24 protein-coding genes are annotated in these 26879 nt (G+C 41.8%); 4 read left to right on the top strand and 20 right to left on the bottom strand.

The window, feature by feature from the left end:
• Positions 1 to 8: 8 nt before the first annotated feature.
• From dusA to dnaB, 4 genes are all read right to left on the bottom strand, one after another.
• Complete coding sequence (gene dusA, locus K5Q58_RS02315; RefSeq protein ID WP_220752139.1) at positions 9 to 1028, bottom strand: tRNA dihydrouridine(20/20a) synthase DusA; 1020 nt, start codon at positions 1026 to 1028, stop codon at positions 9 to 11.
• A 168-nt stretch (positions 1029 to 1196) separates the two neighbouring features.
• Positions 1197 to 2522: an outer membrane protein assembly factor gene (locus tag K5Q58_RS02310; protein WP_220752137.1), complete on the bottom strand. Its 1326-nt coding sequence runs from the start codon at positions 2520 to 2522 to the stop codon at positions 1197 to 1199.
• Between the two features lie 38 nt (positions 2523 to 2560).
• Complete coding sequence (gene alr / locus K5Q58_RS02305; RefSeq protein ID WP_220752135.1) at positions 2561 to 3640, bottom strand: alanine racemase; 1080 nt, start codon at positions 3638 to 3640, stop codon at positions 2561 to 2563.
• Between the two features lie 134 nt (positions 3641 to 3774).
• Positions 3775 to 5184, bottom strand: a complete 1410-nt coding sequence (gene dnaB, locus K5Q58_RS02300) for a replicative DNA helicase (protein WP_220752133.1) — start codon at positions 5182 to 5184, stop codon at positions 3775 to 3777.
• A 130-nt stretch (positions 5185 to 5314) separates the two neighbouring features.
• Here dnaB and K5Q58_RS02295 point away from each other — a divergent pair, with 130 nt between their 5' ends.
• Positions 5315 to 7513 carry a S46 family peptidase gene (locus K5Q58_RS02295; protein WP_220752131.1) on the top strand — a complete coding sequence of 733 codons (2199 nt, stop codon included), beginning with the start codon at positions 5315 to 5317 and terminating at the stop codon, positions 7511 to 7513.
• 143 nt (positions 7514 to 7656) lie between these two features.
• Here K5Q58_RS02295 and rplI read toward each other — a convergent pair whose 3' ends face one another.
• From rplI to rpsF, 4 genes are read right to left on the bottom strand one after another with little or no spacing between them, the layout of a single operon-like run.
• Positions 7657 to 8109, bottom strand: a complete 453-nt coding sequence (rplI, locus tag K5Q58_RS02290) for a 50S ribosomal protein L9 (protein WP_220752128.1) — start codon at positions 8107 to 8109, stop codon at positions 7657 to 7659.
• Between the two features lie 28 nt (positions 8110 to 8137).
• Positions 8138 to 8365, bottom strand: coding sequence for a 30S ribosomal protein S18 (gene rpsR / locus K5Q58_RS02285; RefSeq protein ID WP_055023454.1), 228 nt, complete (start codon positions 8363 to 8365; stop codon positions 8138 to 8140).
• A gap of 12 nt (positions 8366 to 8377) precedes the next feature.
• Positions 8378 to 8680, bottom strand: a complete 303-nt coding sequence (priB, locus tag K5Q58_RS02280; RefSeq protein ID WP_102528004.1) for a primosomal replication protein N — start codon at positions 8678 to 8680, stop codon at positions 8378 to 8380.
• Positions 8681 to 8687: 7 nt separating this feature from the next.
• On the bottom strand, positions 8688 to 9092 hold the full coding sequence (rpsF, locus tag K5Q58_RS02275; protein WP_220752126.1) for a 30S ribosomal protein S6: 405 nt from the start codon (positions 9090 to 9092) through the stop codon (positions 8688 to 8690).
• 339 nt (positions 9093 to 9431) lie between these two features.
• Between rpsF and K5Q58_RS02270 the strand changes: the two genes are divergently transcribed.
• Positions 9432 to 10175, top strand: coding sequence for a YdiY family protein (locus K5Q58_RS02270; RefSeq protein ID WP_220752124.1), 744 nt, complete (start codon positions 9432 to 9434; stop codon positions 10173 to 10175).
• 90 nt (positions 10176 to 10265) lie between these two features.
• Here the strand turns inward: K5Q58_RS02270 and rlmB are convergent, their stop codons facing one another.
• From rlmB to zapE, 8 genes are all read right to left on the bottom strand, one after another.
• Positions 10266 to 11012, bottom strand: a complete 747-nt coding sequence (gene rlmB, locus K5Q58_RS02265) for a 23S rRNA (guanosine(2251)-2'-O)-methyltransferase RlmB (RefSeq protein WP_220752122.1) — start codon at positions 11010 to 11012, stop codon at positions 10266 to 10268.
• Between the two features lie 4 nt (positions 11013 to 11016).
• Complete coding sequence (gene rnr, locus K5Q58_RS02260; RefSeq protein ID WP_220752120.1) at positions 11017 to 13512, bottom strand: ribonuclease R; 2496 nt, start codon at positions 13510 to 13512, stop codon at positions 11017 to 11019.
• A 42-nt stretch (positions 13513 to 13554) separates the two neighbouring features.
• Positions 13555 to 14166: a tetratricopeptide repeat protein gene (locus K5Q58_RS02255; RefSeq protein ID WP_220752118.1), complete on the bottom strand. Its 612-nt coding sequence runs from the start codon at positions 14164 to 14166 to the stop codon at positions 13555 to 13557.
• A gap of 239 nt (positions 14167 to 14405) precedes the next feature.
• The gene (locus K5Q58_RS02250; protein WP_220752116.1) at positions 14406 to 15701 is read right to left on the bottom strand and encodes an adenylosuccinate synthase; all 1296 of its coding nucleotides are present in this window, start codon (positions 15699 to 15701) and stop codon (positions 14406 to 14408) included.
• 67 nt (positions 15702 to 15768) lie between these two features.
• Positions 15769 to 15957, bottom strand: coding sequence for a DUF2065 family protein (locus tag K5Q58_RS02245; protein ID WP_220752114.1), 189 nt, complete (start codon positions 15955 to 15957; stop codon positions 15769 to 15771).
• Positions 15958 to 16114: 157 nt separating this feature from the next.
• Entirely contained in the window at positions 16115 to 16507 is a 393-nt protein-coding gene (gene rpsI, locus K5Q58_RS02240) for a 30S ribosomal protein S9 (protein ID WP_102528011.1), read from the bottom strand.
• 15 nt (positions 16508 to 16522) lie between these two features.
• Positions 16523 to 16954: a 50S ribosomal protein L13 gene (gene rplM, locus K5Q58_RS02235; RefSeq protein WP_055023464.1), complete on the bottom strand. Its 432-nt coding sequence runs from the start codon at positions 16952 to 16954 to the stop codon at positions 16523 to 16525.
• Between the two features lie 350 nt (positions 16955 to 17304).
• Positions 17305 to 18417: a cell division protein ZapE gene (zapE, locus tag K5Q58_RS02230; protein ID WP_220752113.1), complete on the bottom strand. Its 1113-nt coding sequence runs from the start codon at positions 18415 to 18417 to the stop codon at positions 17305 to 17307.
• A gap of 236 nt (positions 18418 to 18653) precedes the next feature.
• Between zapE and K5Q58_RS02225 the strand changes: the two genes are divergently transcribed.
• Both K5Q58_RS02225 and degS read left to right on the top strand, forming a co-directional pair.
• Positions 18654 to 20006 (top strand): DegQ family serine endoprotease, encoded by a 1353-nt coding sequence (locus K5Q58_RS02225; RefSeq protein WP_220752111.1) that lies wholly within the window; start codon positions 18654 to 18656, stop codon positions 20004 to 20006.
• Between the two features lie 118 nt (positions 20007 to 20124).
• Positions 20125 to 21207, top strand: coding sequence for an outer membrane-stress sensor serine endopeptidase DegS (gene degS, locus K5Q58_RS02220; protein WP_220752110.1), 1083 nt, complete (start codon positions 20125 to 20127; stop codon positions 21205 to 21207).
• A gap of 383 nt (positions 21208 to 21590) precedes the next feature.
• Here the strand turns inward: degS and K5Q58_RS02215 are convergent, their stop codons facing one another.
• From K5Q58_RS02215 to murA, 4 genes are all read right to left on the bottom strand, one after another.
• Entirely contained in the window at positions 21591 to 23234 is a 1644-nt protein-coding gene (locus tag K5Q58_RS02215; protein ID WP_220752108.1) for an Ig-like domain-containing protein, read from the bottom strand.
• A 191-nt stretch (positions 23235 to 23425) separates the two neighbouring features.
• The gene (locus tag K5Q58_RS02210; RefSeq protein ID WP_220752107.1) at positions 23426 to 24058 is read right to left on the bottom strand and encodes a response regulator; all 633 of its coding nucleotides are present in this window, start codon (positions 24056 to 24058) and stop codon (positions 23426 to 23428) included.
• Positions 24051 to 25454, bottom strand: coding sequence for a sensor histidine kinase (locus tag K5Q58_RS02205; RefSeq protein ID WP_220752106.1), 1404 nt, complete (start codon positions 25452 to 25454; stop codon positions 24051 to 24053). Before K5Q58_RS02205 ends, K5Q58_RS02210 begins: the two co-directional genes overlap by 8 nt.
• A gap of 156 nt (positions 25455 to 25610) precedes the next feature.
• Complete coding sequence (gene murA / locus K5Q58_RS02200; protein ID WP_220752105.1) at positions 25611 to 26870, bottom strand: UDP-N-acetylglucosamine 1-carboxyvinyltransferase; 1260 nt, start codon at positions 26868 to 26870, stop codon at positions 25611 to 25613.
• Positions 26871 to 26879 lie beyond the last annotated feature (9 nt).

Raw genomic sequence — 26879 nt, 5'->3', positions numbered from 1 at the left:
TTAATTAATTAAACATTATTATTGGGGTAAAAAGTGACATCAGCTGGCGGGCGACTCTGCTCCATTCTCGCAACCGCATCCCAAATAACTGAAACACCCGCTCCAGCTTTATGGGCGTTCTCACTTAAATGTCTACGCCAACCTCTTGAACCTGGTAATCCTTGGAATAATCCAATCATGTGACGAGTTATATGGTTTAGTCTGCCACCGTCTTTTAAATGTAGTTCAATATACGGCATCATTTGCTCAATCACTTGCTCACGAGTGATAACGGGCTTGTCTTCCTTATATATCAATTGATCCACTTTCGCTAACAGATATGGATTCTGGTAAGCCTCACGCCCAATCATCACACCATCTATTTGCTCTAGGTGCGTTAACGAATCTTCTAAGGTTTTTACACCGCCGTTAATACTGATATTCAAATCGGCATAATCACGCTTTAACTGGTACACACGCTCATAATTAAGCTCAGGTATTTCACGGTTCTCTTTCGGGCTTAACCCTTGAAGCCACGCTTTTCTGGCATGCACAATAAAGGTATCACAGCCAACTGCTTTTACCGTATCAACAAAATCCGTTAAAAATTGATAACTGTCTTGCTCATCGATACCGATTCGAGTTTTAACCGTTACAGGGATATCAGCAACTTGCTTCATCGCATCAACACACTCAGCCACAAGTTGTGGCTCGCCCATTAAACAGGCACCAAAACGGCCATTTTGCACTCGATCAGATGGACAACCCACATTGAGGTTAATCTCATCATAGCCGCGCTCAAACGCTAACTTGGCGCACATAGCTAAGTCTTTTGGATTTGAACCGCCCAATTGAAGCGCGACAGGATGCTCTTCTTGGTTATAAGCTAGATAATCGCCTTGCCCATGAATAATTGCACCTGTGGTGACCATTTCGGTATACAGCACAGTATTTGCCGACATTAATCTCGCAAAATAGCGATAATGTCTATCAGTCCAATCAAGCATTGGGGCGATGGAAAGCGCTCTATTCAGTGTTGTTGAAGCCAAAAAAATTTACCTTATCGATGATAATCAGCGACTTAATGAACTTAACTTGCACTGACAATTAATTAAAATTGCCAGTCAAAATTGCAGCCGCACATTATATCACTATGCAGCTTTTAATAAATATTGTTTATGATTAATTTCTAATCTTCAGCGGAAAAACAAAACAGGTTAAAAAGGTTGATTAACCATCACCCAAAACTGACTTTCATCGCCGCCTGTGACAAAGTCACCACGAATAACGATATCTTCAACTTCAAAGCGTACACTAGCGCCATATGAGGTTTTCATGTCTTGATGCAAAGCACTCATACTAAACTCATCACTGACATTACCAGCCTCGAGCAATAATGCCCATTGCCACCAAGGTACATCATAGAGATTGAATACTGGCAGATTTTGTAATGGCTGCCAGCGAGGGGTAACACGGTACTCTAAGGCGTAATTAACTGCGCTTCGGCCAGTAAACTGCTTCGAGTCATAACCTCTTAAACGATCAAAGCCACCTAGAGATACCCCCGCAAAGCTTGGCGGACGCTTATAATCTTGGGCGTCACCATCAAAACTATCCCAGCTAGGGGTATCAGCTATATAAACATTTGCTGCTAATACTTGCTCTTCAAACCATGCATTACTACCTAAAGATAAAAATGCACTTTGCTCGAATTCCCACATGAACCAATTGGGGTCATCGTTAATTTCACTTCCGCGGGTTAATGTCAGATTCGTCTGACCACCTTGAGTCGTATTATTGGCAGAGTCTCGATTATCCCAATCAAGCGCAAACTCAAAGCCCCTAGCTTCGTCTGGCAAGTAGTCTAACGCTTCTAATTCACGGTATTTATTAAATGGCGTAAGCGTCACAGAGGTTACACCGGACTCTAATGGGTTCCAGTTAACTGCATTTTTCTTGCGAGCAAGTGATGCTGCAGCGCCATTGGCACCGCCGCCAATTGGCAGTACATATTTGATATGCAGTTTTGAAAAGCCTTCGTCACCGACACTGATAATTCGGTCAGTTTGTTGATCCTTTACTGACTGAGGTAAATAATAAATCCCTTGCTCATAATGACCACGAAATAATTCAGCACTAAACAGCCATTGATCTAATGTAGGGAGTTGATAATTATAAAAGCCTGCGTAGGTTAACCAGCTATCATTCGCCGAATATAGCCCTATCCCTAGCGCCACGGCTTGAGCCTGGCCAGCATGTTTAATCAAGCCAGCGCCGCCAAAAGTAGTACTCAGCGTTTCCGTTGAAAAAACAATGGGTACGGCAACAAATTCGGCATCATATTGTGGCATCGCTTTCGAATCGGCTTCATCAGTATTATCGCCTGATAGCTTTTGGCTTGGATCTGCCGATTCTTCCACTGGCAGTTCTACTGAAACAGCAGTGCCTTCTGTAGCAATTTGTTGAATGGTATTTGTCTGAGCAAGACTGTCTAAACTGAATAACACGCAATAAATCATTACGACTGATTTATACAACTGCACCTAAGGTTCCTTTTAACATTTCTTAGCAAATGACAATGTCATTCTTGTAGATCGACGACTACTCTTGGGGTTAGCTTAGTCACCAACTCATAGGCAATTGTACCTATGTGTTCTGCTACTTCTTCTACCGCTAATGCTTTGCCCCATAGCTGAACGAGATCGCCCACTTTGTCTGTAGCTTGAGCGCCTAAATCGACAGTTAACATATCCATCGACACACGACCAACTACAGGAACTCGACGTCCATTTAACCAAACTGGTGTGCCTTCTGGTGCATTGCGCGGGTAACCATCACCATAACCAATAGCCACGACACCAAGCTTAGTATCTTTTGTTGCAGTCCAATGCGCCCCATACCCAACGCTTTGACCCGCCTTGTGTTCGCGTACGGCAATTAAATTAGATACTAACTCCATTGCAGGAACTAAACCGTGATGAGTGCCTTTATCTCCATAAACAGGCGAAACACCATAAAGTGCAATACCCGGCCTTATCCAGTCACATTGGCTTTGAGGCCAAAACAATGTACCCGCAGAGTTAGCTAAAGTACGATCGCCAGGAAGATCTTCAATCAGTTGATTAAAAGCATCCATCTGCTGCAGAGTAAGGCTATTGTCAGGTTCATCAGCACAAGCAAAGTGAGTCATTAAATGAATAGGCTGCTTTACATTCGGACATGATTTTAAACGTTGATAGACATTTTGGAATTGCTCAATCCCAAAGCCCAGTCGATGCATACCTGAATCGACTTTAAGCCAAACAGTGATTGGCGCAGTTAAATTAGACAGCTCAAGCATTTCGAGCTGAGACTCATGATGGACGACAGTATCGATTTGATGTTGTACCAACAAAGGTAAATCAGATTGACGAAAACAGCCTTCAAGTAGCAATAACTTTGCCGTCACTCCGCCTTCACGGAGCTGTAATGCTTCTTCTAGTCTTGCTAATCCAAACCCGTCGGCATTGTCCACACATTGAGCTACATTGAGTAAACCATGGCCGTAACCATTAGCTTTAACCACAGCCATCACTTTACTATTAGGTGCAATCTCTCTAAGCCTTGTAAGGTTATCTTGCAGGGCTTGACGACTAATTTCAGCACGGGGAAATGGTTTCAAATAATTGACCTTATTTGGCAAACTAACTCAGGTAGTATCACCTGAAAGACTAAAAAATGAGCCTCTGTTTTAACAACAGAGGCTTGTTTTGATCATAGCAACTTACTGACGCATTTTAGCTTTGTGAAGCAGGATTAATCTTCATCAAATATTTGCGTACCAGAATAATTATCAAAGCGAGAGAATTGCCCCTGGAAGGTTAACGGCACACGACCAATTGGGCCGTTACGCTGTTTACCAATAATAATCTCTGCCACACCTTTTTGTTCAGAATCATCGTTATACACTTCATCACGATAAATAAACATGATCAAATCGGCATCTTGCTCAATCGAACCAGATTCACGCAAATCCGAGTTAACAGGACGTTTATCAGCACGTTGCTCTAGCGATCGGTTAAGCTGTGACAATGCGATAACTGGGATTTCTAGCTCTTTAGCTAACGATTTAAGTGAGCGTGAAATTTCTGCAATTTCTAAGGTACGGTTATCTTTTAACGATGGTACCTGCATTAACTGCAAGTAATCGATCATAATCATAGACAAACCACCATACTCACGCGCAATACGTCGAGCACGACTTCGAACTTCCGTCGGGGTTAATCCTGAGCCATCATCAATGTACATCTTGCCTTGTTCAAGCATAATACCCATAGTCGATGAAACACGCGCCCAATCTTCATCATCTAATTGACCCGTACGGATCTTAGTTTGATCCACTCGGCCAAGAGAGGCCAGCATACGCATCATGATTTGTTCTGACGGCATCTCCAAGCTGAAAATAAGCACTGGCTTGTCTTCATTCATGGCGGCTTGTTCACACAAGTTCATCGCAAAGGTGGTTTTACCCATTGATGGACGAGCGGCCACAATGACTAAATCGCCAGACTGAAAACCTGCAGTCATTTTATCTAAATCACTAAATCCGCTGGATACCCCAGTAACACCGTTATGAGGGTTATTATATAACTGCTCGATTTTATCGACGGTTTTTTCGAGAATTGATTTAATTCCTTCAGGGCCTTCGTTGGCATTGGCACGGGATTCAGCAATTTTAAACACTTTGGTTTCGGCTAAATCGAGTAAGTCACCCGAGTTTCGCCCTTCAGGGTTATAACCTGCATCGGCAATTTCATGTGCCACACCAATCATGTCGCGAACAACAGCGCGCTCACGTACAATGTCGGCATAAGATAAAATGTTACCCGCGCTTGGGGTGTTTTTAGCAATTTCCCCTAAATAAGCAAATCCACCGGCATCTTCAAGCTGATCTTCAACTTCTAAGCGTTCAGATACGGTGATCAAATCGATCGGTTGCCCCGTTTCGACTAAACGGCTCATGGCGGCATAAATCATTCGGTGTGAACGAGAATAGAAGTCATCTGCCACGATAGCTTCAGAAACTCTGTCCCAAGCTTCAGCATCAAGCATCAAGCCACCTAAAACAGATTGCTCAGCTTCAATAGAATGAGGCGGTAATTTAAGCGCATCGACTTGAGCGTCTTTTAACCTTTCCTTTGCCTTAAAAACACCTTTTTGTGACATTAAAACTCCCAATTCCCAACCTGTTTGTAAAATATGGTATAACACGTGGTCATGCAAACATGTTGCGCAACAAATGGCGCAACATTAACCGCTGATGCGGACTAACAATAATAATATTTAAGGAAAGAACATGCGTATTGCACTCGTTGCAGCCCTTGTGCTGTCTTCCGGGCTAGCCCAAGCCGATGAAGGCCAATGGCAACCCTATCAAATGCCTTCTATCGCAGATAAATTAGCACAACGCGGCATCGAAATTCCTGCAAAACAACTTGCAGACTTAACCCAATATCCAATGAATGCTGTTGTCGGTCTCGGCTATTGTACCGCCAGTTTCGTTTCGCCCCAAGGGCTAGTTGTTACCAATCATCATTGTGCCTATCGAGCAATACAATATAACAGCAAAACTGAGCATAATTACCTAGAAGAAGGCTTTCTTGCTAATACCAAAGCTGAAGAACCTTCAGCCGGCCCTAACGAGCGATTATACATCACTGAAGCTGTTACTGATGTAACTAAAAGCGTTAATGCCAATTTAAGCGAAGAACCATTGGCACGTTATGAAGATATCCAATCGAATCGCAAAGCATTAATTAAAGAATGTGAAACCGATGACAACTACCGCTGTTCAGTGAGTAGCTTTCACAACGGTTTAGAGTATTACTTAATTAAGCAGCTTATTATTCGTGATGTACGTTTAGTGTATGCACCACCAGAAAGCGTAGGTGCTTTTGGTGGTGATATTGATAATTATGAATATCCACGTCATTCAGGCGATTTTACCTTCCTACGCGCTTATGTTGGCAAAGATGGAAAACCTGCTGGATACGCTGAAGATAATGTCCCTTTCGAGCCTAAAAGTTACTTAAAAATTAATGCCGATGGTGTTAAAGCTGGCGACGGTGTATTTGCCGCAGGCTACCCTGGTTCAACAAGCCGTTATCGTCTCACCAGTGAATTAGAGTTTGCCAGTGATTGGATGTACCCAACTTACGCCAAACGCTACCAACTGCAAATCGACACCATCAATCAAATGGCCGCCGACAATAATACTATTGCGATTAAATATGCTGGCAGCTTAGCGTCAATGGCTAACCGCATGAAAAAGCTCAATGGATTATTAGACGGTTTTAAAGCCACTGACATTGTGGGTATCAAACAAGCACGCGAGAATGATTTCTTAGCTTGGCTTAAAAAAGATACTCAAGCGAATCAAAACTTAATCACTGAACTTGAAGCGCTACTTGCTAAGCAGCAAAATCAAATTCAAACGGATTACTTTTTTAATAACGCCCAATCTAGTTCGCTACTTTCTGCTGCGAAAAAACTGTATCGCTTAGCTAAAGAGAAGCAATTACCTGACGCTAAACGTGAGCAAGGTTTCCAAGAACGCGACATGAAGATGTTTGCGGCTAACCTTAAACGCTTAGAGCGCAGCTTTGATGTATCAGTGGATAAAACCTTGTGGCTTCAAGACTTGAATGCTTACATGGCGCAAAATCAGCGAGTGGCTATTTTAGATGAAGCACTCAATAAAATTTCAGACGCTGAGGCTTTATCTGCAAAACTTGATGGGTATTATGCGTTAACCAACCTAACCGATAAAGAACAGCGTTTAGCTTGGATGGATAAAGATGCCCAAGCATTTGAAACCAGTTCAGATCCGTTTATTCGTTTAGCCGTTGCCCTGCACGATACCAATATGGCGCAAGAGAAAACGGAAAAATCTTTAAAAGGACAGCTTTCAACAGCGCGTCCAGAGTATATGAAAGCCATTATTGCTTATTACAAAGCAAACGACTGGCCTGTATACCCGGACGCTAACCGCACCTTACGCATTACTTACGGCATGGTAGATGGATATCAATCTCGTGATGCGCTTTACAAACAACCATTCACTCGCCTTGAAGGAATTGTAGGTAAGCATACGGGTGAAGAACCATATAATGCCCCTAAGAAGCTGTTAGATGCTATCGCGACTAAAGACTATGGCAAACATACGGTTGCTTCTGTTTATCAAGACCCACGCTCATGGATTTGCAGCTTATTCTCATGCTTAGACAAACCTGAAGAGTTTAACTCTGTACCAGTTAATTTTTTATCAAGCGTAGACACGACTGGCGGTAACTCTGGCTCTCCAGTATTTAATGGAAAAGGTGAATTGGTTGGTTTGAATTTCGACTCAACTTACGAAGCAATTACCAAAGACTGGTTCTTTAATCCAACCATTACCCGTGCAGTTCATGTCGACTTCCGCTACATTCTGTGGATGATGGATAAAGTAGACCATGCAGATAATTTAATCCAAGAGTTGGATTTAGTAAGAAACTAATAACTCGCTAATACACAGTTCAACAGCCTCGATTAAGTGGTTAATCGGGGCTTTTTTATGTTTGAATCTTTAATACCAGACATAAATTTCAGGCATAAAAAAACACCGCCAATTGGCGGTGTTTTCTTTAAAGCAATTTGCTATTAGTCTTCTGCAACAACAGAAACTTTAACAACAGCTTTAACTTCAGTGTGAAGCTGAACTTCAACTTCGAAGTCACCTAAAGTGCGTAAAGCACCTAAAGGTAGACGTACTTCAGCTTTAGCAAGCTCAACGCCAGCAGCAGTAACTGCATCAGCGATGTCGCGAGTACCAACTGAACCGAATAGTTTACCTTCGTCACCAGCTTTAGAAGCGATAACAACTGCGTCTAATGCAGCAAGCTTTTCAGCTCGTGCAGCACAAACACCTAATTCAGCAGCTAATTTAGCTTCTAATTCAGCGCGACGTGCTTCGAAAACTTTAACGTTTTCGTCATTAGCAACAACAGCTTTGCCTTGTGGCAAAAGGAAGTTACGTGCGTAACCGGCTTTAACTGAAACTTGGTCACCTAGGTTTCCAAGGTTAGCGATTTTATCAAGCAGAATAACGTTCATTATCTAATTCCTCTGATTAATACTGCGATTACTGATGTAAATCAGTGTATGGCAGTAGAGAAAGATAACGAGCACGCTTAATCGCGCGAGCTAGTTGGCGTTGATATTTAGCACTAGTACCAGTGATACGGCTAGGAACAATCTTACCGCTTTCTGTTACGTAGTTTTTTAAAGTAACGATATCTTTGTAATCAATTTCTGCAACACCTTCAGAGGTGAAACGACAGAACTTGCGACGACGGAAATAACGTGCCATGTTGACAGTCTCCTAAGTTTTCAATTCGACATTTTCGGCATGCATAACCAATTTATTTTGGCCATTTCGTCCTTGCTGCATAGAGATAAACCCTTCAACTTGGACCTGCACGCCTGCTTTTAATTCTTCTGTAACGCTATTAAAACGTTGGCCACTTAATATGACTTGGATGAGGCAATAAACGTTTCTCAACATCTGGCCTTCATATCGCTGCGCTTTGTGCTCTAACGTGATTACCTTATGTGGAATCCCGCTCGGACTATCAAACCGCTTAGAACGAGTTATCGTTCCCGACAATACTAAGTGATTAACCACAGATTAATTATTCAGCAGATTCTTCAGCGCTTGCTTCAACTTCTTTTTCAGCAGCTGGTGCAGCAGTAGGAGCACGACGTGAATCACGCTCATCTTTTGCTTTAGCCATTGGAGAAGCTTCAGTAACAGCAGTTTTAGTGCGCATTACCATGTTACGCAGAACAGCGTCATTGAAACGGAAAGCTGTTTCTAACTCTTCGATAGACTCTGCAGTTGCTTCTACGTTCATAAGAACATAGTGAGCTTTATGTAGGTCTTGAATTGGGTAAGCCAATTGACGACGACCCCAATCTTCTAGACGGCTGATAGTACCGTTAGCATCAGTGATTAGACTGCTGTAACGCTCGATCATACCTGGGACTTGTTCACTTTGATCTGGGTGAACCATAAATACGATTTCATAATGACGCATTTATTGCTCCTTACGGTTAATTAGCCTCACGTGTGGCTCAGTCAGACCAAGTTGGAGGCAAGGAACGAAATTAAATGACTGATTTGAGCGCGACATAGTACATAAACACAACACCAAACTCAAGTAATACTTTACCCACAAGCTTATTAGTTATTAATCCCCTGACTCTTCATATGCCTTTTAAATTAACAGCGCAAAAATACACTATAAAAGTGAACGCCTTAAGGCTTACACCAAGGGATTTAATGATGCTTTGCTTTGCAGCAAACTCGAATACAGGTATTATGTCGCTTCATCCGTATTTCAGGCGTTCCTCATAACAATTCATAGAAAAGCGTAATGAAAAAAGTCATCATTTTTACTTCTACTTTGCTCGCCTCATCTTCTGCATGGGCATTAGTGCCACCAGACTACAAAGAGCCTCCAAGTGACTTTAATGCTGAAATTGAAGCTGGTATGCAACTCAATACCGGTAACAACCAATCGCAAAACTTCAATGGCCGTACATATTTAAAGTACGATACCGACAAAGCAGTGCAAGAGTTTACCTTTAAGGTTTACTATGCCGCTGATGATGAGTCGACAACCGCTGAAAAGTACGATGTCTATGCTCAGTCTAGTTACAAGCTTGAAAGTGGCTACATTTTTGGCCGTGGGGAATTCACTTGGGATGACTTTGGTAGTTATACCAAATTATCTACTTTATCTACTGGTTATGGTTTCGATATCATTTCTAACTACCAAACTAAGCTCAGTTTGGAAGTCGGCCCCGGTTATCGTTATGACTTACCGAAAGCGACGGACTCAGATTTAAACCCTGACGCTAACCAAGATATCATCCTACGTACAGCTGCCAAGTATTCCGTCAAGCTGCAAGAATACACTACACTAAATGCGGACTTAACCTCTGAAGTCGGTGAAGACAACAACACCCTGACATTGGATTTAAGCTACAAAAATACCTTCTTGCAAGATTGGGCATTTAAAATTGGCGTTAATGTTAAGTATACCGCCGTAGTGCCAGAGGACAGTTTTAAAACCGATACGATTACTACCTTTAATTTACTTTATACCTTCCAGTAATCATTAGTTTTCAAACCTCATAAAACAAAAAACGGGCTCTAGGCCCGTTTTTAATATAGATAAAATACCTATTTAATATCGCATTACACTTTAGGCTTTAACCTGGCGCTGACGAACCGCTTCGAACAAACAAATACCAGTCGCAACTGATACGTTTAAACTTGAAACACTACCTGCCATTGGGATAGATACGATTGAATCGCAGCTTTCGCGGGTTAAACGGCGTAAACCTTTGTCTTCTGCGCCCATTGCTATCGCAAGTGGCCCTTTTAAGTCTGCCTGATATAGCTCACAATCAGCTTCACCCGCTGCACCAATTATCCACACACCTTTTTGCTGAATGTGACGCATAGTACGTGCAAGGTTTGTTACTTGAAACAATGGAATGCTTTCTGCAGCGCCGCAAGCAACTTTACTAACAGTTGCGGTTAATCCAACAGAGTTATCTTTTGGTACGATAATCCCTTGAACACCTGCGGCATCAGCATTACGTAAGCATGCGCCTAAATTATGGGGATCTGTCACGCCATCAAGAATAAGCAGAAACGGCTGCTCTGTTTTTTCAAGCAAGACGTCTAAATCATTTTCAGTCAGTACTTTGGCTGGTTTCACTCGTGCCACAATACCTTGATGTTGGCTACTTGCTGATTTGTCATCAAGAACTTTACGGCCTGAGCGCTGCACTGAAACGCCGTATTGGTTGGCAGTATTGATTAATGGCAATACACGTTCATCTTCACGCCCCTGTACTACCCATAACTCAATCACACGCTCAGGTGAATTTCGTAGCAAAGCTTCAACAGCATGGATGCCAAAAATGATATCTTGTTTTTTCATTTACTTATTTTCTCTTACGCTTTGCTTTAGATGGTTTGTTTGCAGCAGTTGCTGCTGAACTTTTTACTGGTTTTTTAGATGACTTACTCGTGCTCTTTTTCTTAGCACTGGTTTTTGAGCGAGGCTTTTTACTACTAGAGCCACGCTTAGCAGCTGAGCGTTTTAAGCCTGAATTAGCACCGCCTTTTTCATCTTTACTATCACCACTTGATTGATTCTTATCACCAGACTTGCTTGCACCTGCTTTGGCGCCTTCAAGATTAGCTCGTTCACGAGCAGTCAAAGGCTTACGATTCGGCTTTTTACGACTCTTACCGTGATCGCCCAGCATAATAAGATCTATTTGACGATCGTCCAAATTAACCGCAGCAACTTTAACGCTAACTTCGTCACCAACTTGATAAATATTCTTAGTGTTTTCACCAATCAAACGCTGACGCATCGGGTCAAATTGATAGTAGTCACTGACTAGACTTGAAATGTGTACTAAGCCATCGATGTAAAGATCTTTTAATCTCACAAACAAACCAAAGCTGGTAACAGAGGCAATAACGGCTTCAAAGTCGTCACCAACATGATCTTGCATGTATTCACATTTAAGCCAGTCTGCTACATCACGAGTGGCTTCATCGGCGCGGCGCTCAGTAGTTGAACACTCTTCGCCTAACTTATCCAACTCTTCAAGGTCGTAGTGATAACCACCTTCTGGGGTCCATTTATCCTTAATATTGCCCTCTTGCGCTGCTAATAAATAGCGGATCACACGGTGCAATACCAAGTCAGGATAGCGGCGAATTGGCGATGTGAAATGCGAATACTCGGTTAATGCTAAACCAAAGTGACCATCATCATCAGGGCTATAAACCGCTTGACGCATTGAACGCAGCAACATGATTTGAATCAGCTCTGCATCAGGTCTGTCAGCAATTTTCAGCATGACATCTTGGTAGTCTGATGGAGTCGGTTCATCACCGCCATTCATTGATAAACCACGTTCAGCTAAAAACTCTTTAAAGTTAGCTAGTTTGGTTTCTGATGGGGCTTCATGAACTCGATACAGCACTTCACCTTTATGCTTTTTAACAAATTTAGCCGAAGCTACGTTTGCTAAAATCATGCACTCTTCAATGATTTTATGGGCTTGATTACGACTTCTTGGCACAATAGCTTCAATCTTTCGCTGCTCATTAAAAATGAACTGTGTTTCAACAGTTTCAAATGCAATTGCACCACGCTCGGCTCGGCGCTCGTTCAAAGTTAAATACAAAGATTGTAAACATTGAAGATGCGGAAATAAGTTTTCATGTTCAGCAGCGATTTCGCCACCTTCAAGCATTGCTGCGACTTGGGTATAGGTAAACCTAGCATGTGAATGCATCACCGCAGGGTAAAACTTATAACCAGATAATTTACCCGCTGCTGAAATCGTCATTTCCGCCACCATACATAAACGGTCAACATGCGGGTTTAACGAACATAAGCCGTTCGAAATTTTCTCAGGCAGCATTGGGATAACTTGCGATGGAAAGTACACCGAGTTACCTCGAGCGCGCGCTTCTTCATCTAAAGCAGAATCGGTGCGAACATAATGGCTCACATCAGCAATAGCCACCCATAAACGCCAGCCACCACTTGGTTTTGTTTCTGCATATACAGCGTCATCAAAATCTCGGGCATCTTCGCCATCAATGGTTACCAAAGGTAAGTGCCTTAAATCTACTCGGCCTTGCTTATCTGACTCGGGTACTTCATCAGGTATACGTTTAAGTTTTTTCTCAATCACTGAAGACCATTTATGCGGTAAATCGTAATTGCGAAGTGCAATTTCGATTTCCATGCCAGGTGCCATTGTTTTACCAAGCACTTCTGTCACTTTAGCGGCAGCCTTAACAAAACGGCCAGGCCTACGAGTTAACTCAACCACCACCACATCACCAGCGCGAGCGCCATTAGCATCTTCTTTCGCAATTAATATTTCTTGGGTAATACGTCTATCGTCAGCAATGACAAAAGCCATACCCGCATCAACATGATAGCGGCCAACTAATGGGGCTGCTCGTTGCTGCACTAATCTGACAATACGCGCTTCACGACGACCACGACGATCTGAGCCCGCTTTTTGTGCTAAGACTTTGTCTCCATGAAAATACATCTGCATATCACGGTTATTGATAAATAAATCGTCACCACCTTCGTCAGATTTAAAAAATCCGAATCCGTCACGGTGACCAATCACGCTACCTGAAAGTAAATCCATCTTTTCAGGTAAGCCATAGCTATGGCCGCGGGTATAAACCAGTTGTCCATCACGTTCCATTGCACGCAAACGTCTTCTTAACGCCTCAAGATGATCTTCATCGACCATTTTTAATGCTGTTGCAATGTGTTCTCTGGTGACAGGTGATTTCTGAGCGCGTAAATACTCTAAGATATATTCACGGCTAGGGATTGGGTTTTCGTACTTGTCTTGCTCTCTCTCAAAATGAGGATCGTTGATCATTCAATTTCCAAATAATTTACTCCAATGTCGGAGTATTAGCGCTTAGTGCAGCTGCGGCTGTTGTGCTCGCGCGACAATACTTGCGGGCATCTTAGCGGCTAATTTCTGCAATAATGAAGTCGCTTTTTTCTGTGTTGCTTCATCATTAAATACGCTGTTATATAACCAATGGTAACCTAATTTGTAATCTACAGGGCTACCATAACCTTCGCCAAAAAGACGAACTAACATTAATCGCGCCGGTACATCACCATTAGCAGCAGCAGGCATCACATACTGCACTGCACGATTCTTATCTTTGACCACCAAATTGCCGTGGTAGTAATATTCGGCCAGTTTTAGCATCGCCTCGGCGCTACCTTGCTCTGCAGCAATTTGTACTTGTTTCATGCCTCTTGATGCGTGCTGAGGCACACAAACACCATGGTTAAGCATTTCACCCCATAAAAACTGATACATGGGCTGCTTTAACACTTCAGCTCTTGCTTCGATATCTTGCACTAGCTGGCAGTCATCGGTTTTAACTTGTTGTAAATATTGATTCGTTCGGATCAATTTAAGTAACTGCTCATCATTATAAATGTCTACTGAAGCCATTTCAGCTACAGCAACATAGGGGATAAAGCACAATACTAATAAACTTAAACGCAGCATAACGATTCTCAATGACACTTTAGTTACTCAATGCATCGGCATTATAGCTCAATTCTTGAGTATTAACTGCACAAACTGCAATTAATCAACACAATAGAAAATGCTGGCATACGTATTAGATAGGAGAAAAATGACGAAGGTAACTGGAGGAAAGCAGTGAATGTTCGATTTAAATTTTCAATCTGAAAACGGTTTAACTACACAATAAAAAGGCCGCTAAGTTAGCGGCCTTAATTGTGTTAGTTAAATGGATTAACTAATACGATTGTTTCGTTTCTGTCAGGACCCGTTGAAATAACATCAACAGGAGCTTCAAGTAACTCTTCAATGCGTTTAATGTAATTTAGCGCTGCTTGTGGCAGTTGCTCAATTGACGTCGCACCGAATGTCGTCTCGCTCCAACCTGGCATAGTTTCGAAAACAGGTGTTACCTGCTCGTAACCTTCAGCCGCCAAAGGAGTGACTGTTTCAACAGTCCCATCTGGGTACTGGTAACCAACACAAATCTTAACTTCTTCTAGGCCATCTAGAACGTCAAGTTTGGTTAGACAGAAGCCGCTTACACTGTTGATTTGAACTGCACGGCGCATTGCCACAGCATCCAACCAACCTGGACGACGTTTACGACCAGTGGTAGCACCAAACTCTTGGCCTTTATGACCTAAGTAGTCACCAATCTCATTCTCAAGTTCAGTTGGGAATGGACCTGCACCTACGCGAGTGGTGTAAGCTTTCATGATACCTAACACATAATCCAAGTGACGAGGACCAAAACCAGAACCAGTAGCTACGCCACCTGCTGTAGTATTTGATGAAGTCACATATGGGTATGTACCATGGTCGATATCAAGTAATGTACCTTGAGCACCTTCAAACAAGATAGGCTCACCCGCTTTACGGGCAGTATCAAGTAATTCAGTAACATCAGTACACATGCTCTTAAGATAATCAGCAATTGCTAACGCATCTTCAAGTGTCTTTTGATAATCAACTGCTTCACAGTCATAGTATTCAGTAAGCATGAAGTTGTGATATTTCATCACTTCTTTAAGCTTAACAGCGAAAAGTTCAGCATTGAACAAATCACCTACGCGAAGACCACGACGAGAAATTTTATCTTCATAAGCTGGACCAATACCACGACCCGTTGTACCGATAGCTTGATTGCCGCGCGCTTTTTCGCGAGCTACATCAAGAGCACAATGGAAAGGTAGAATTAGAGGACATGCTTCTGAAATAAGAAGACGCTCTTCGACAGGAACACCACGCTCTTTAAGCATGTTGATCTCTTTCATCAAAGCATCGGGAGCGAGCACTACACCATTACCGATAATGCATTTCACATTGTCGCGTAAGATCCCTGATGGAATCAAATGAAGTACTGTTTTATCGCCGTCGATAACAAGAGTATGACCAGCATTGTGGCCGCCTTGGTAACGAACTACATATTTTGCCTGTTCTGTTAGAAGGTCGACAATCTTACCTTTTCCTTCGTCACCCCATTGAGTGCCGAGTACTACTACGTTTTTGCCCATCGTCTGCTGCAAGGTTGCGGTATAAAGGCGAATTTTAACAGATTTTTGGGGGTATATTGCAAGTATTTTATGCGAAAATTATTAATAGTACTACGCCCGCAGACACCAAAGATCCACCTAACCTCCTGAGAACATTCTTATTTTGCGTAGAAATATCAGCTAAATATTTTTTCCATTGCTCGGGAAATAATAACGGTCCAACACCTTCTAAAACCAAAACCAAACCAATAGCAAACATCAATACTTGAAAATTCATCATTCATCCCACAATTTTGTATTAGCTCAACAACAGAACAATGATGCCACCCAACAAAAACAACACCGTTATCATTTTGTATCATAGCTGTATTTGATAAAAAAAAGGCAATAAAAAACCCAGCATATAGCTGGGTTTTTTGAACTCTGAAAACGAATTAACGTTTTGAGAATTGTGGCTTACGACGTGCTTTACGTAGACCAACTTTCTTACGCTCAACTTTACGAGCATCACGGGTAACGAAACCAGCGCCGCGTAAAGAAGGACGTAGAGCTTCGTCTAACTGAAGCAATGCACGAGTAATACCGTGACGAATTGCACCTGCTTGGCCAGTGGTTCCACCGCCTTTAACAGTTACATAGATGTCAAGTTTGTCAGTCATTTCAACAAGCTCTAGTGGTTGACGAACAACCATACGAGCAGTTTCACGACCAAAATATACATCAAGTGGACGTTGGTTAACAACGATTTGGCCACTACCTGCTTTAGCGAATACGCGAGCAGTTGATGTTTTACGACGGCCAGTGCCGTAGTACTGAGTTGCAGACATTAGCTTACTCCCGTATTAGATATCAAGAACTTGAGGTTGTTGTGCAGCATGGTTATGTTCAGTGCCAGCGTAAACTTTAAGTTTACGGAACATAGCACGGCCCAAAGGACCTTTTGGCAACATACCTTTAACTGCTTTCTCGATAATCATTTCAGGCTTATGATCTTGCAGCTTCTCAAAAGTAATCTGCTTAATACCACCGATGAAACCTGAATGTGAGTAGTAAACTTTGCCTTTAGCTTTGTTACCAGTCACAGCAACTTTTTCAGCGTTAATAACGATGATGTAGTCGCCAGTATCAACATGAGGAGTATACTCTGGCTTATGCTTACCGCGTAAACGAGTAGCAATTTCAGTAGCGATACGACCTAAAGTCTTACCTTCGGCGTCAACGACGAACCAGTCACGTGTGACTGTTTCTGGTGTAGCAGTAAATGTAGTCTTCATTTTACAAAAACCCAATGTTTAAAATTCTGTCTCAATGCTGACTGCACATGCAATCAACACAATGACCATTTCAAAGCCCCTTCGAGCTGAAATTGGTTTAAATCGTCCACCCAAATTCGGTGGAGTAACGAGGGCAGGTGGCGGATTATAGACAAAGCTGAGTTAAAAATCACCTAATTTTTTCATTATTATAAAAAAATCACCTCTGCGGGTGATTTGTTTATTTATCGCTGATTTTAGACTCATATATAAGTACAAGTTGATTAGAAAATATTCAGCTTAATTTACCAAGCGTTATATCTACCTTATATATGTACAAGCGTTTTTTATAAGGACGTTAAGCCCATCCTTTAAGGTAAATGCTCTAAGGTTAAATAATCATGGGACTGCATTTCAATCAACCTTGAACGACAACGCCTGAATTCAAAATTTAATAAACCATCGGTATATATATCTTCCAGCGATACTTCGGCTGAGATAATCAGTTTAACGTTACGCTCGTAAAACTCATCAACCATTGCCAGAAAACGTCTCGCAATATCATCACCTGTAGTAGAAGACCCCATTTGTTCAAGCCCGCTAACTAATACAGTGTGGTATAACCTAGCCACTTCCATATAGTCACGTTGTGAGCGCGGCCCATCGCATAGATCCCTAAAATTAGCTAACAATACCCCTTGAGATTGCTGACGAATGCCGATTTCACGCCCTTCTATCTCAATAGAGCTGGTTAATACCTCTGACTCTGGCGCTAATTGGCCAAAGTAAGTCAGTAGATTAGTATCTGCCTGTTCATCTAAAGGAAAATGATAAATCTCGGCTTGCTCAAGTGTGCGCAAACGATAATCAATGCCTGAATCGACATTTAGAATTTCACAGTTTTCATTGATTAATTTAATGGCAGGTAAAAAACGGGCTCGCTGTAGACCATTTTTATATAAATCGTCAGGGATGATGTTTGAAGTCGCGACTAAAGCAACGCCTTCTTTAAATAAGTACTGGAACAAGGTACCCAGTAACATCGCATCAGTGATATCAGAGACAAAAAACTCATCAAAACAGATAATTTTATATTGCTGTGCCATTTTCTTAGCAATACTGATTAAAGGGTCTTGAACCCCTTCCATTTCCCCGAGGTCATGATGCAGTTGATGCATAAAACGATGAAAGTGGGCACGTAATTTTTTATCTGTAGGCAGCGCATCATAAAAGGTGTCCATGAGATAGGTTTTACCGCGCCCTACTCCGCCCCACAAATACAAACCTTGCACTGTCGATGTCGATTTTTTAAAGCCTACCGCGCCAAGAAATTTGTTAAAACCAGTAGGCTGAATATCAGCAGCTATGATTTCTTCATATACACGTTGTAGTGATTTTACTGCTTGCTCTTGAGCCAAGTCGTGAGAAAAACCATCACGGGTTAAATCTTGTTGATAATGCTGCCAAGGGCTTAACTGCGACACGGATTCGACTCTCTTATACTGCTGAAAATTCGATGCAATCATAGCATGCAGCTACAATAGAGGTAACGCTTATAACCACAAAAAATTAACCTTTGTTAATAAACGCTGAACTTATTGAAACTTCATCGACTCCGAGGTTATATATTTAGTGTAAGTTTATTTGATTAATCTCATCTAAGGCGGCCGTTCAAGCGTATTGCCAGAGATATGAGTTAATTTTCAAGGAGCAAGAATTAATGAAACCAAAATTAACATTACTCTCAGCAGCTATTTTATCAGCCTCACTCTCTTTAATGCCGGCTTTATCTCAAGCAGCTATTCCCCATGCTGTTGACGGGCAAGCATTACCAAGCCTTGCACCTATGCTTGAAAGAACCACTCCTGCAGTCGTGTCAGTAGCAGTGAGTGGCACCCAAGTTTCTAAGCAACAAATCCCAGACGTATTTAAGTATTTTTTTGGTCCCAATGCACCGCAAGAGCAAGTGCAAGAGCGTCCATTTCGCGGTTTAGGATCAGGGGTGATTATTGACGCTAAAGAAGGGTATATCGTTACCAATAATCACGTCATTAATGGTGCTGACGAAATCAAGATTGGCTTACATGACGGCCGTGAAATCGAAGCCAAATTGATTGGTTCTGATCCTGAATCTGATATTGCTTTATTACAAATCGAAGCAAAAAACCTGACGGCAATTAAACAAACTAACTCAGATGATATTCGAGTGGGTGACTTTGCTGTGGCTATTGGCAACCCATTTGGCCTTGGACAAACCGTAACTTCAGGAATTGTTAGTGCACTAGGTCGCAGCGGCCTTGGCATTGAAATGCTGGAAAACTTTATTCAAACCGACGCTGCGATTAATAGTGGTAATTCTGGTGGCGCACTCGTTAATTTAAATGGTGAGCTTATAGGTATCAATACTGCAATCGTTGCTCCAAGTGGCGGTAACGTCGGGATTGGTTTTGCTATTCCTGCCAATATGGTCAATAACCTGATTAATCAAATTATTGAGCACGGTGAAGTTAAACGCGGTGTATTAGGAGTAACTGGACGTGATTTAGATAATGAACTCGCAAAGGCATTTGGTTTAGAAACCCAACACGGTGGCTTTATCAGTGAAGTCATGCCAGATAGCGCTGCAGATAAAGCAGGTATCGAAGCTGGCGACATTATTGTAAGCGTTAATGGTAAAAAGATTAAAAACTTCCAAGAGCTCAGAGCAAAAGTTGCCACGATGGGCGCTGGAGCAAAAGTTAAAATAGGCATCATCCGTGACGGTGATGAAGAGACCGCTAACGTAGTATTGGGGGAATCAACCTCTAGTAGCGGCGCAGGTGACGATGCGCTTCATCCAATGCTTGAAGGTGCGAAGCTTAACGATACCCGTAAAGGAATCGAAATTACTGACGTTGCTCAGGGTTCTCCAGCAGCAAGAAATGGACTTGAGAAAGGCGATTTAATCGTCGGTTTAAACCGCAGTAAAGTGAAAAGTCTAAAAACATTAAAAGAAGCACTTAAGAACCCACAGGGCGCTGTGGCGTTAAAGGTGTTGCGTGATAACAAACTGATGTACTTAGTACTGAGATAACACGCTAATAACCCTCTAGTTATCAAACTGTAATTAAGCATCGTGGTGTGTAGCCACGATGCTTAATTTTTTTAATCATGATAATATATTTGATTAACTTTCCTAATGTAGTCGACCCATGAATCTCAAAGACACTATTCTCTATCTAAGTAAGGCTGTGGTATTTGGTTTGGTGATGGCTGCGGCATTCTTATTCGTTAATTCAATCACTAACAACAATAGTTTCAATAATAGCCTCACTACCACTCAACATAACAACGAGTTGTCATTTGCTAGTGCTGTTAGACGAGCAGCACCTGCTGTTGTGAATATTTACAGTCTTAGTTTAGATCAAAATTCTCCACTTAACTCAAGCTCACTTCAAGGCCTTGGCTCTGGGGTTATTATGAGTAAAGAGGGCTACATTTTAACCAACTACCATGTGATCAAAAAAGCTGATGAAATTGTTATCGCTTTGCAAGATGGTAGAAAGTTTACCTCAGAAGTTGTCGGTTCAGATCAAATCACCGATTTAGCCGTACTTAAAATCGAGATTGATGGGGATAATGTCCCTATTGTACCAATAAACCTAAATAACCCAGCCCAAGTAGGTGATGTCGTGTTAGCGATTGGCAACCCATATAATTTAGGCCAAACCATTACCCAAGGCATCATTAGTGCTACAGGCCGTAATGGTTTAAGTTCAGGTTATCTCGACTTTTTACAAACCGATGCTGCTATTAATGCGGGTAACTCAGGCGGCGCCTTAATTGATACAGGTGGAGAGCTTATTGGTATTAATACCGCAGCTTTCCAAATTGGTGCTGAAGGTGGTGGTCACGGAATTAACTTTGCCATTCCAATCAAACTTGCCCATAGCATTATGGGTAAATTAATTACTAATGGCCGCGTTATCCGCGGTGCCCTAGGTATTTCGGGTGAGCCGCTCAGCCCTGTTATGGCGCAGATCTTAAACCTGCCCGATCTTAAAGGTGTGTTAGTCACAGGAGTTGATCCTAATGGTCCAGCTTCTAAAGCGACACTGCGCCCTCGAGATGTAATTATTCAATATGCTGAAGAAAGCGTACCTGGCGTTGAAATGTTGATGGATAGAATCGCTGAAACGACTCCTGGTAACAAAGTAAATATCACTATTATTCGTGAAGGTAAACCCATTGAACTTCCGGTAGTTATCGGCGAAAAGCTACCAGAAAATATCTAAATAGAGGCGACTTCACTCAAGAATGAAGTCGCTGTAAACTACCTTAAGCAAGAGCCTAAACCTATTATCACTCTATTAGCGACAAGCTGAATGAATCAAATCGTACTTACCCAACCTTATCTCCTAAAGCTAAACCTTCACTTCTAAGCTAATAAACTAAAACCTCGACCACATGATGTAACCATCAATAGTGGTTCTATGATGGCAACAAGAGCCTTAGCACAAACTGTTTACTCATAGCTCAAGTGAATACCTTTAATAAAATGAACTGCATAGCAGATAGAAGTAATAGCTATATCTAAAACAAAAAAAGCCCTACAGGGTAGGGCTTTACGGGGAGTTGGAGTCATGTTCTATAGTAAAGTTAATGCGATATGAACTAACTAGTTTTTATGCATTTTGCCACCATAGTTATTTTGTAAACTGTCTAACTTAGAACCTTGTGTATGACACTCTCCACATGCAAAACCATCTTGAAGATAAGGGTACATAAAGGTGTCTTTAGCTTCAGCATCTTGGAATTGGCCTTTCTCGTTATACAAGTCGATAGCGAAAGTATGAATCCGAATGTCGCCTACTTTGTTTCCTTGATCATTTGTAAATGACACCGCATTTTTCACTACATCAGGCATATGACAGTCGATACACTCTTTAGCAAAGTAACCATCAGGGCCATGTCCGGCATTCATTTCTACTTTATCAGCATGACAAGTAGCACAGTCCATTTTTATCGCCCCCATGTGCTCAGGTTCATCTTGATAAACAGCTGATTTATGGCTGTCATGACAGGTACTACAAGTCATACCTGCATTATATTTAGCACTCATAATGTCACCATTATCTGGATCTATTCCCATAAACTCATCATGGCCTTGGTGATGACGTGGTAAGCCACTTCTTACAGCAACTCTAGCACCAAACTCTGGGCCTTCAGGAAATGCTTTATTAAATCCACTAGTGTAATCATTACCTGCATTTCGGTCGCCATCACGGGTATGACACTCAGCACAGTGCATGGCTTCACCATAACCCATAGTGTCAGACTTTAATGAAGCGGTTGTTCGCGGTGTCGCTTTACGAACGATATCACTTGGGTTACCAGTATTTGAATGAGTTAAACCTGCACCATGACAAGCTTCACATTGAACCCCGGCCTCAAAGAATGTGCCATGTACTCCTGGTAAATCATCCTGCTTTTGCGCATATAAACCTTCTGAATATGGTTTCCAACCTGTGTTATGACAATTACCACAGGTATAGGGTTTATCAACTGAGCCACCGTTATAGTTGACCATGACTTGATCATCTAACCCTAAGTCCTCCGCATGAATATTAAATTGTGCTTCACTACCAGTTAGAATATAGCCATCTTTGTCTAACCAACGATACTTCCAAGCAAAACCACCTGAGGTGTATGTGACATCGGCATAGGATTCAGGTTTACCTAACGTATTATCAGTTGACTCAGAAGAAGCGAGCAGTTTATCAATGGCACCATCAACACTAGAGTATGGGAAGGCAGGCGTTTCATCATTAGCAATTTTACTTATCTTAAAGTTATGGCCATGAAGTTGATGACTAGAAATATCATTAAATGGACTGCCTTCACCATGACAATCTAAACAACGTTGAGTACCTACATACATCGCCTCGTTAGCAGTAACGATGATTTCGGCAGTGGCTTCATCAATGCCATCTGTCACGGTATAGGTAATAGTAATCTCACCCGCTTGAAACTCAGGATTAATTTGAATCAAGTTGTCATCGAGTAAGCTGAGTTCTCCTTTATCCGCGATCGCAGATACCAAACTAAGTACATCCCCTTCATCTGCATCAGAGGCATGTAGCATAGGATTAATGATCAACGTACGGTTAGCATCTGTAATTCGCAGTGCATTTTCTGCTACTGGCGGAGTATTATTGGGTGGTGTGACAGGTTTATCATCTGAATCGTCACTACCACAAGCACATAGCATGGTAACCATGCTTGCTAGCAACAGTGTTTTACTTGGAATATGTGTATTCATTATTCATCCTCTAAATGGTATCTCGATTGCGTCGCATAGAGCTGCAATTGATATGTCTCTTTGGACATACGCGAAGTATTCGCTTAATACTCATAAAGGGATAGATAACTGAATTTCACAGGCACATCATTCTTGTGAACTTTTATTATCAAAAATAAATTAACACTATGAATTTATTAACTTATAAACAGTTAAGATAAGTTGTGATTTTGTAGAACAAACTGACCTGTATTTGTCAAAATGTAGACCTTGTTCTCATTTTGTGTAACCAAACCCGCCTTTTTTAGCTGCCGTAAATGAAAATTAAATTTAGTATGATCTTCAACTCCGACCAAACGACACAAATCCATAAACTTAAGTTTTTTATGGCTCCCAAGCTGCTTTAATGTCTCTCTTCTTAGGCTGTTTGCTAGTGCTGAATACACACTGTCGGGATCAATATCACTGGTGCTTTTAAGCAATTGCTTTTCTTGAATACTTCGCTTGATAGTGACGACCAATTCCACACTATTAAACGGTTTGGTTATAACGCTATCGGCACCTTTTTTCATCGCATCAACTGCAGTATCGACAGTGGCATACGCTGTCACGATAACAACAGCCATAAAAGCATTTAACTGACGTAAATTAGATATCGCCTCAACACCCGTCATGCCTGACATCACTAAGTCCAGTAGCGCAATATCATAGCTTTGCTGCTCACAGGCAATAATGGCAGCTTCAGCGCTGTCGACATCTGTGACTTGATAACCTTCAAACTCAAGAATATCCACCATATTTCTACGAAGTTCATGATCGTCTTCAGCAATCAGTATTCTAATCATTGGTGTTACTCCTTGAAGGAAACTCTATTAGCACTCTTGTGCCGACGTCTTTAGCACTCATAAACTTCATCCAGCCATGGTGGTTATTCACAATTTGCTCACAAATGGCCAAGCCAAGTCCGGTTCCTTTACCTATGGGCTTTGTTGAATAAAAGAGTTCAGTCGCTCTTTTCAACGTAGATTCATCCATTCCTTCACCATAGTCTCTGACTTCTATAACGACTCCAGACTCGTCAGCCACGACCCTAATATCGATGCTTCCAGAATGCCCGCTCGCGTCCATCGCGTTATTCAGCAAGTTTATAAGTAACTCTTCTAATTTTACTTTCTGGCCAATAACCACTGCTTTTGAATCACAATGAACCGACAACGAGTAACCTGACAGTTTGTGGCTCAATAACTGTTTCGCACCTGTAATCACATCACAAATAAAAACCTTACGAGTATCAGTTAAATCTGAACGAGCATAAGTCAGTAGTTCTTTACTAATGATTGATGCTCTATCAATACCTAGTCGAGCCCGTTGGATGTAATCAGATAAATCTGATTGTGGCTGAGGCATTTTTCTTTCAAGTAAATCTAGCGCCAACATCGATGAAGCTAATGGGTTATTAATTTCATGCGCTACCCCCATTGCTAAATGACCGATAGCTTTATATTTATCAGCTTCTATAGCGCGTTTTAATTTCGCCTCTGTGGCAGCTTCTTTTTCAATATCAAAAATTTTAAGTGCTTTATACAAAGTCACTAACACAAGGCCTGCTGCTATTGTTCTAAATATGGGTACACTTGAATGAAAACTTGTAGGAATAAGTCCTGCAAGAACACCGTAAAGAAATAAGCCAAAGCCAGTAGCAATAAAATATTGCCCATATTCGTGGTTGTCTTGACGTAATTGATAGCCGTAAATTGCAATACCAATACCTGCGAGAGTGGCGCTTCCAAAGCCTAGCAGTACTCTTGTATAACTGGCGACTTCTGAAAAGGTATCTGCAAGTATTGATGTTCCTTGGTAAAAGAACAGCATGACCAGTGTGTATGTAATGACTATTAACCCAATAAGTAGCTGACCGAACTTTGAATAAGGTTTAGGAATAATTCGAAATAACAACCAAGCAAAGATCATTAAACCAGCAAAAGACAGGGATAATTTTATCAGCCTCAACCATTGCACAATATATTGGTATTGAGCGGGTAAATCATCCTGAAACAAAATGACATAAAGTTCAGACCACTCATGGAAGGCATGAGAAAAACCAAACAAGGCTAAAGCCCAAAGTGTTGAAGAAATTGACAACTGGCTATATTTAAAATGACGAAATACCACTACGCAGCCAATCGCAAAAAATACGAGACCGTAAAAGAGGTAAATATTAAAAGTGATAAATGTTGCCATGACAGCACAGTAGCAGTTATACCAAACAGAATAAGTGATCAGGCTGGCAATAGAATGAGCCTAAGACATAATTTATTGTGAACTTTTGAGCAACTTCAAACATAAAAAAGCCGTGCTAAAAAGCACGGCTTTATAAATTGGTCATTAAGCCTCAGTTTAACTCACACGAACAACTTTGCCGCCTAAGCCTGCAAACTTATCTTCGATATGTTCGTAGCCGCGGTCTAAATGATAAATACGATCTACAGTTGTGATCCCATCAGCCATTAAACCTGCGATAACTAGACTCGCAGAAGCGCGTAAATCAGTCGCCATCACTTGGGCACCATTCATGCGTTCAATACCTTTGATGATGCAGGTATTACCTTCAAGTTCCATATCAGCGCCCATGCGGCTTAGCTCAGGTACATGCATAAAACGATTTTCGAAAATCGTTTCGGTCACATGACTTGTACCTTCTGCTAGCACATTTAGCACGCAAAACTGAGCTTGCATATCAGTTGGGAATGCTGGATACGGCGCTGTTTTAATATTGACAGCTTTTGGACGTTTACCCTGCATATCAAGCTCAATCCAATCTTTACCTGTGGTGATTTTCGCCCCTGCATCTTCAAGCTTAGCTAGGACAGCTTCAAGTGAAGAAGGGTCTGCATCAACACAACGAATACTTCCACGAGTAACTGCTGCAGCAACTAAAAAAGAGCCTGTTTCGATGCGGTCAGGCATCACTCTGTGCTCACAACCCGATAAACGCTCAACACCTTCGATGTGCAAGGTTGCTGTGCCAACACCAGAAATTTTCGCGCCCATGGCAATTAAGCAATGCGCGAGATCATTAATTTCAGGCTCACGCGCTGCATTTTCAATAATGGTGACGCCATCAGCAAGAGTTGCAGCCATCAGTAAGTTTTCAGTCGCACCGACGCTGACCATATCCATAAAGATATGAGCGCCTTTAAGACGGCCATCAACTCGAGCTTTGATGTAACCTTCTTTCACTTCAATCTTAGCGCCCATTTGCTCTAAGCCTTGTAAGTGAAGGTTCACTGGACGTGCGCCAATAGCACAACCGCCAGGTAATGATACATCTGCAGTGCCAAATCTAGCTAATAACGGGCCTAAGATTAAAATAGAGGCACGCATGGTTTTAACTAAATCATAAGGAGCACAAAACTCATTTAAGTTTTGAGTCGAAATGCAATATTTGCTATCGCCTAACTCGGTGACTTCTGCGCCCAAACAACGTAATAACTTACACGTTGTGTTGACGTCACGAAGGCTCGGTACGTTAGATACGACAAAGTCAGTCTCAGCGAGCACACCAGCAAATAAAATTGGCAATGCAGCATTTTTTGCGCCAGAAATGGTGACATCTCCAGCAAGGGGCTGACTGGCTTGAATTGTTAATTTATCCACACTTACTCT

Source organism: Shewanella sp. KT0246 (assembly GCF_019654955.1).
Taxonomy (GTDB): Bacteria; Pseudomonadota; Gammaproteobacteria; order Enterobacterales; family Shewanellaceae; genus Shewanella; species Shewanella goraebulensis.
This window is presented reverse-complemented; position numbering and strand designations above follow the sequence as displayed.

What these genes read in the sequence shown, in the direction of transcription:
- rpsF (WP_220752126.1), bottom strand. Translation starts at nt 9,092, where the DNA reads ATGCGTCATTATGAAATCGTATTTATGGTTCACCCAGATCAAAGTGAA.
- rplM (WP_055023464.1), bottom strand. Translation starts at nt 16,954, where the DNA reads ATGAAGACTACATTTACTGCTACACCAGAAACAGTCACACGTGACTGG.
- K5Q58_RS02255 (WP_220752118.1), bottom strand. Translation starts at nt 14,166, where the DNA reads ATGCTGCGTTTAAGTTTATTAGTATTGTGCTTTATCCCCTATGTTGCT.
- rlmB (WP_220752122.1), bottom strand. Translation starts at nt 11,012, where the DNA reads ATGAAAAAACAAGATATCATTTTTGGCATCCATGCTGTTGAAGCTTTG.
- K5Q58_RS02295 (WP_220752131.1), top strand. Translation starts at nt 5,315, where the DNA reads ATGCGTATTGCACTCGTTGCAGCCCTTGTGCTGTCTTCCGGGCTAGCC.
- dnaB (WP_220752133.1), bottom strand. Translation starts at nt 5,184, where the DNA reads ATGTCACAAAAAGGTGTTTTTAAGGCAAAGGAAAGGTTAAAAGACGCT.
- K5Q58_RS02225 (WP_220752111.1), top strand. Translation starts at nt 18,654, where the DNA reads ATGAAACCAAAATTAACATTACTCTCAGCAGCTATTTTATCAGCCTCA.
- K5Q58_RS02205 (WP_220752106.1), bottom strand. Translation starts at nt 25,454, where the DNA reads ATGGCAACATTTATCACTTTTAATATTTACCTCTTTTACGGTCTCGTA.
- K5Q58_RS02245 (WP_220752114.1), bottom strand. Translation starts at nt 15,957, where the DNA reads ATGAATTTTCAAGTATTGATGTTTGCTATTGGTTTGGTTTTGGTTTTA.
- degS (WP_220752110.1), top strand. Translation starts at nt 20,125, where the DNA reads ATGAATCTCAAAGACACTATTCTCTATCTAAGTAAGGCTGTGGTATTT.
- K5Q58_RS02270 (WP_220752124.1), top strand. Translation starts at nt 9,432, where the DNA reads ATGAAAAAAGTCATCATTTTTACTTCTACTTTGCTCGCCTCATCTTCT.
- K5Q58_RS02215 (WP_220752108.1), bottom strand. Translation starts at nt 23,234, where the DNA reads ATGAATACACATATTCCAAGTAAAACACTGTTGCTAGCAAGCATGGTT.
- K5Q58_RS02210 (WP_220752107.1), bottom strand. Translation starts at nt 24,058, where the DNA reads ATGATTAGAATACTGATTGCTGAAGACGATCATGAACTTCGTAGAAAT.
- rplI (WP_220752128.1), bottom strand. Translation starts at nt 8,109, where the DNA reads ATGAACGTTATTCTGCTTGATAAAATCGCTAACCTTGGAAACCTAGGT.
- rpsI (WP_102528011.1), bottom strand. Translation starts at nt 16,507, where the DNA reads ATGTCTGCAACTCAGTACTACGGCACTGGCCGTCGTAAAACATCAACT.
- rnr (WP_220752120.1), bottom strand. Translation starts at nt 13,512, where the DNA reads ATGATCAACGATCCTCATTTTGAGAGAGAGCAAGACAAGTACGAAAAC.
- rpsR (WP_055023454.1), bottom strand. Translation starts at nt 8,365, where the DNA reads ATGGCACGTTATTTCCGTCGTCGCAAGTTCTGTCGTTTCACCTCTGAA.
- K5Q58_RS02250 (WP_220752116.1), bottom strand. Translation starts at nt 15,701, where the DNA reads ATGGGCAAAAACGTAGTAGTACTCGGCACTCAATGGGGTGACGAAGGA.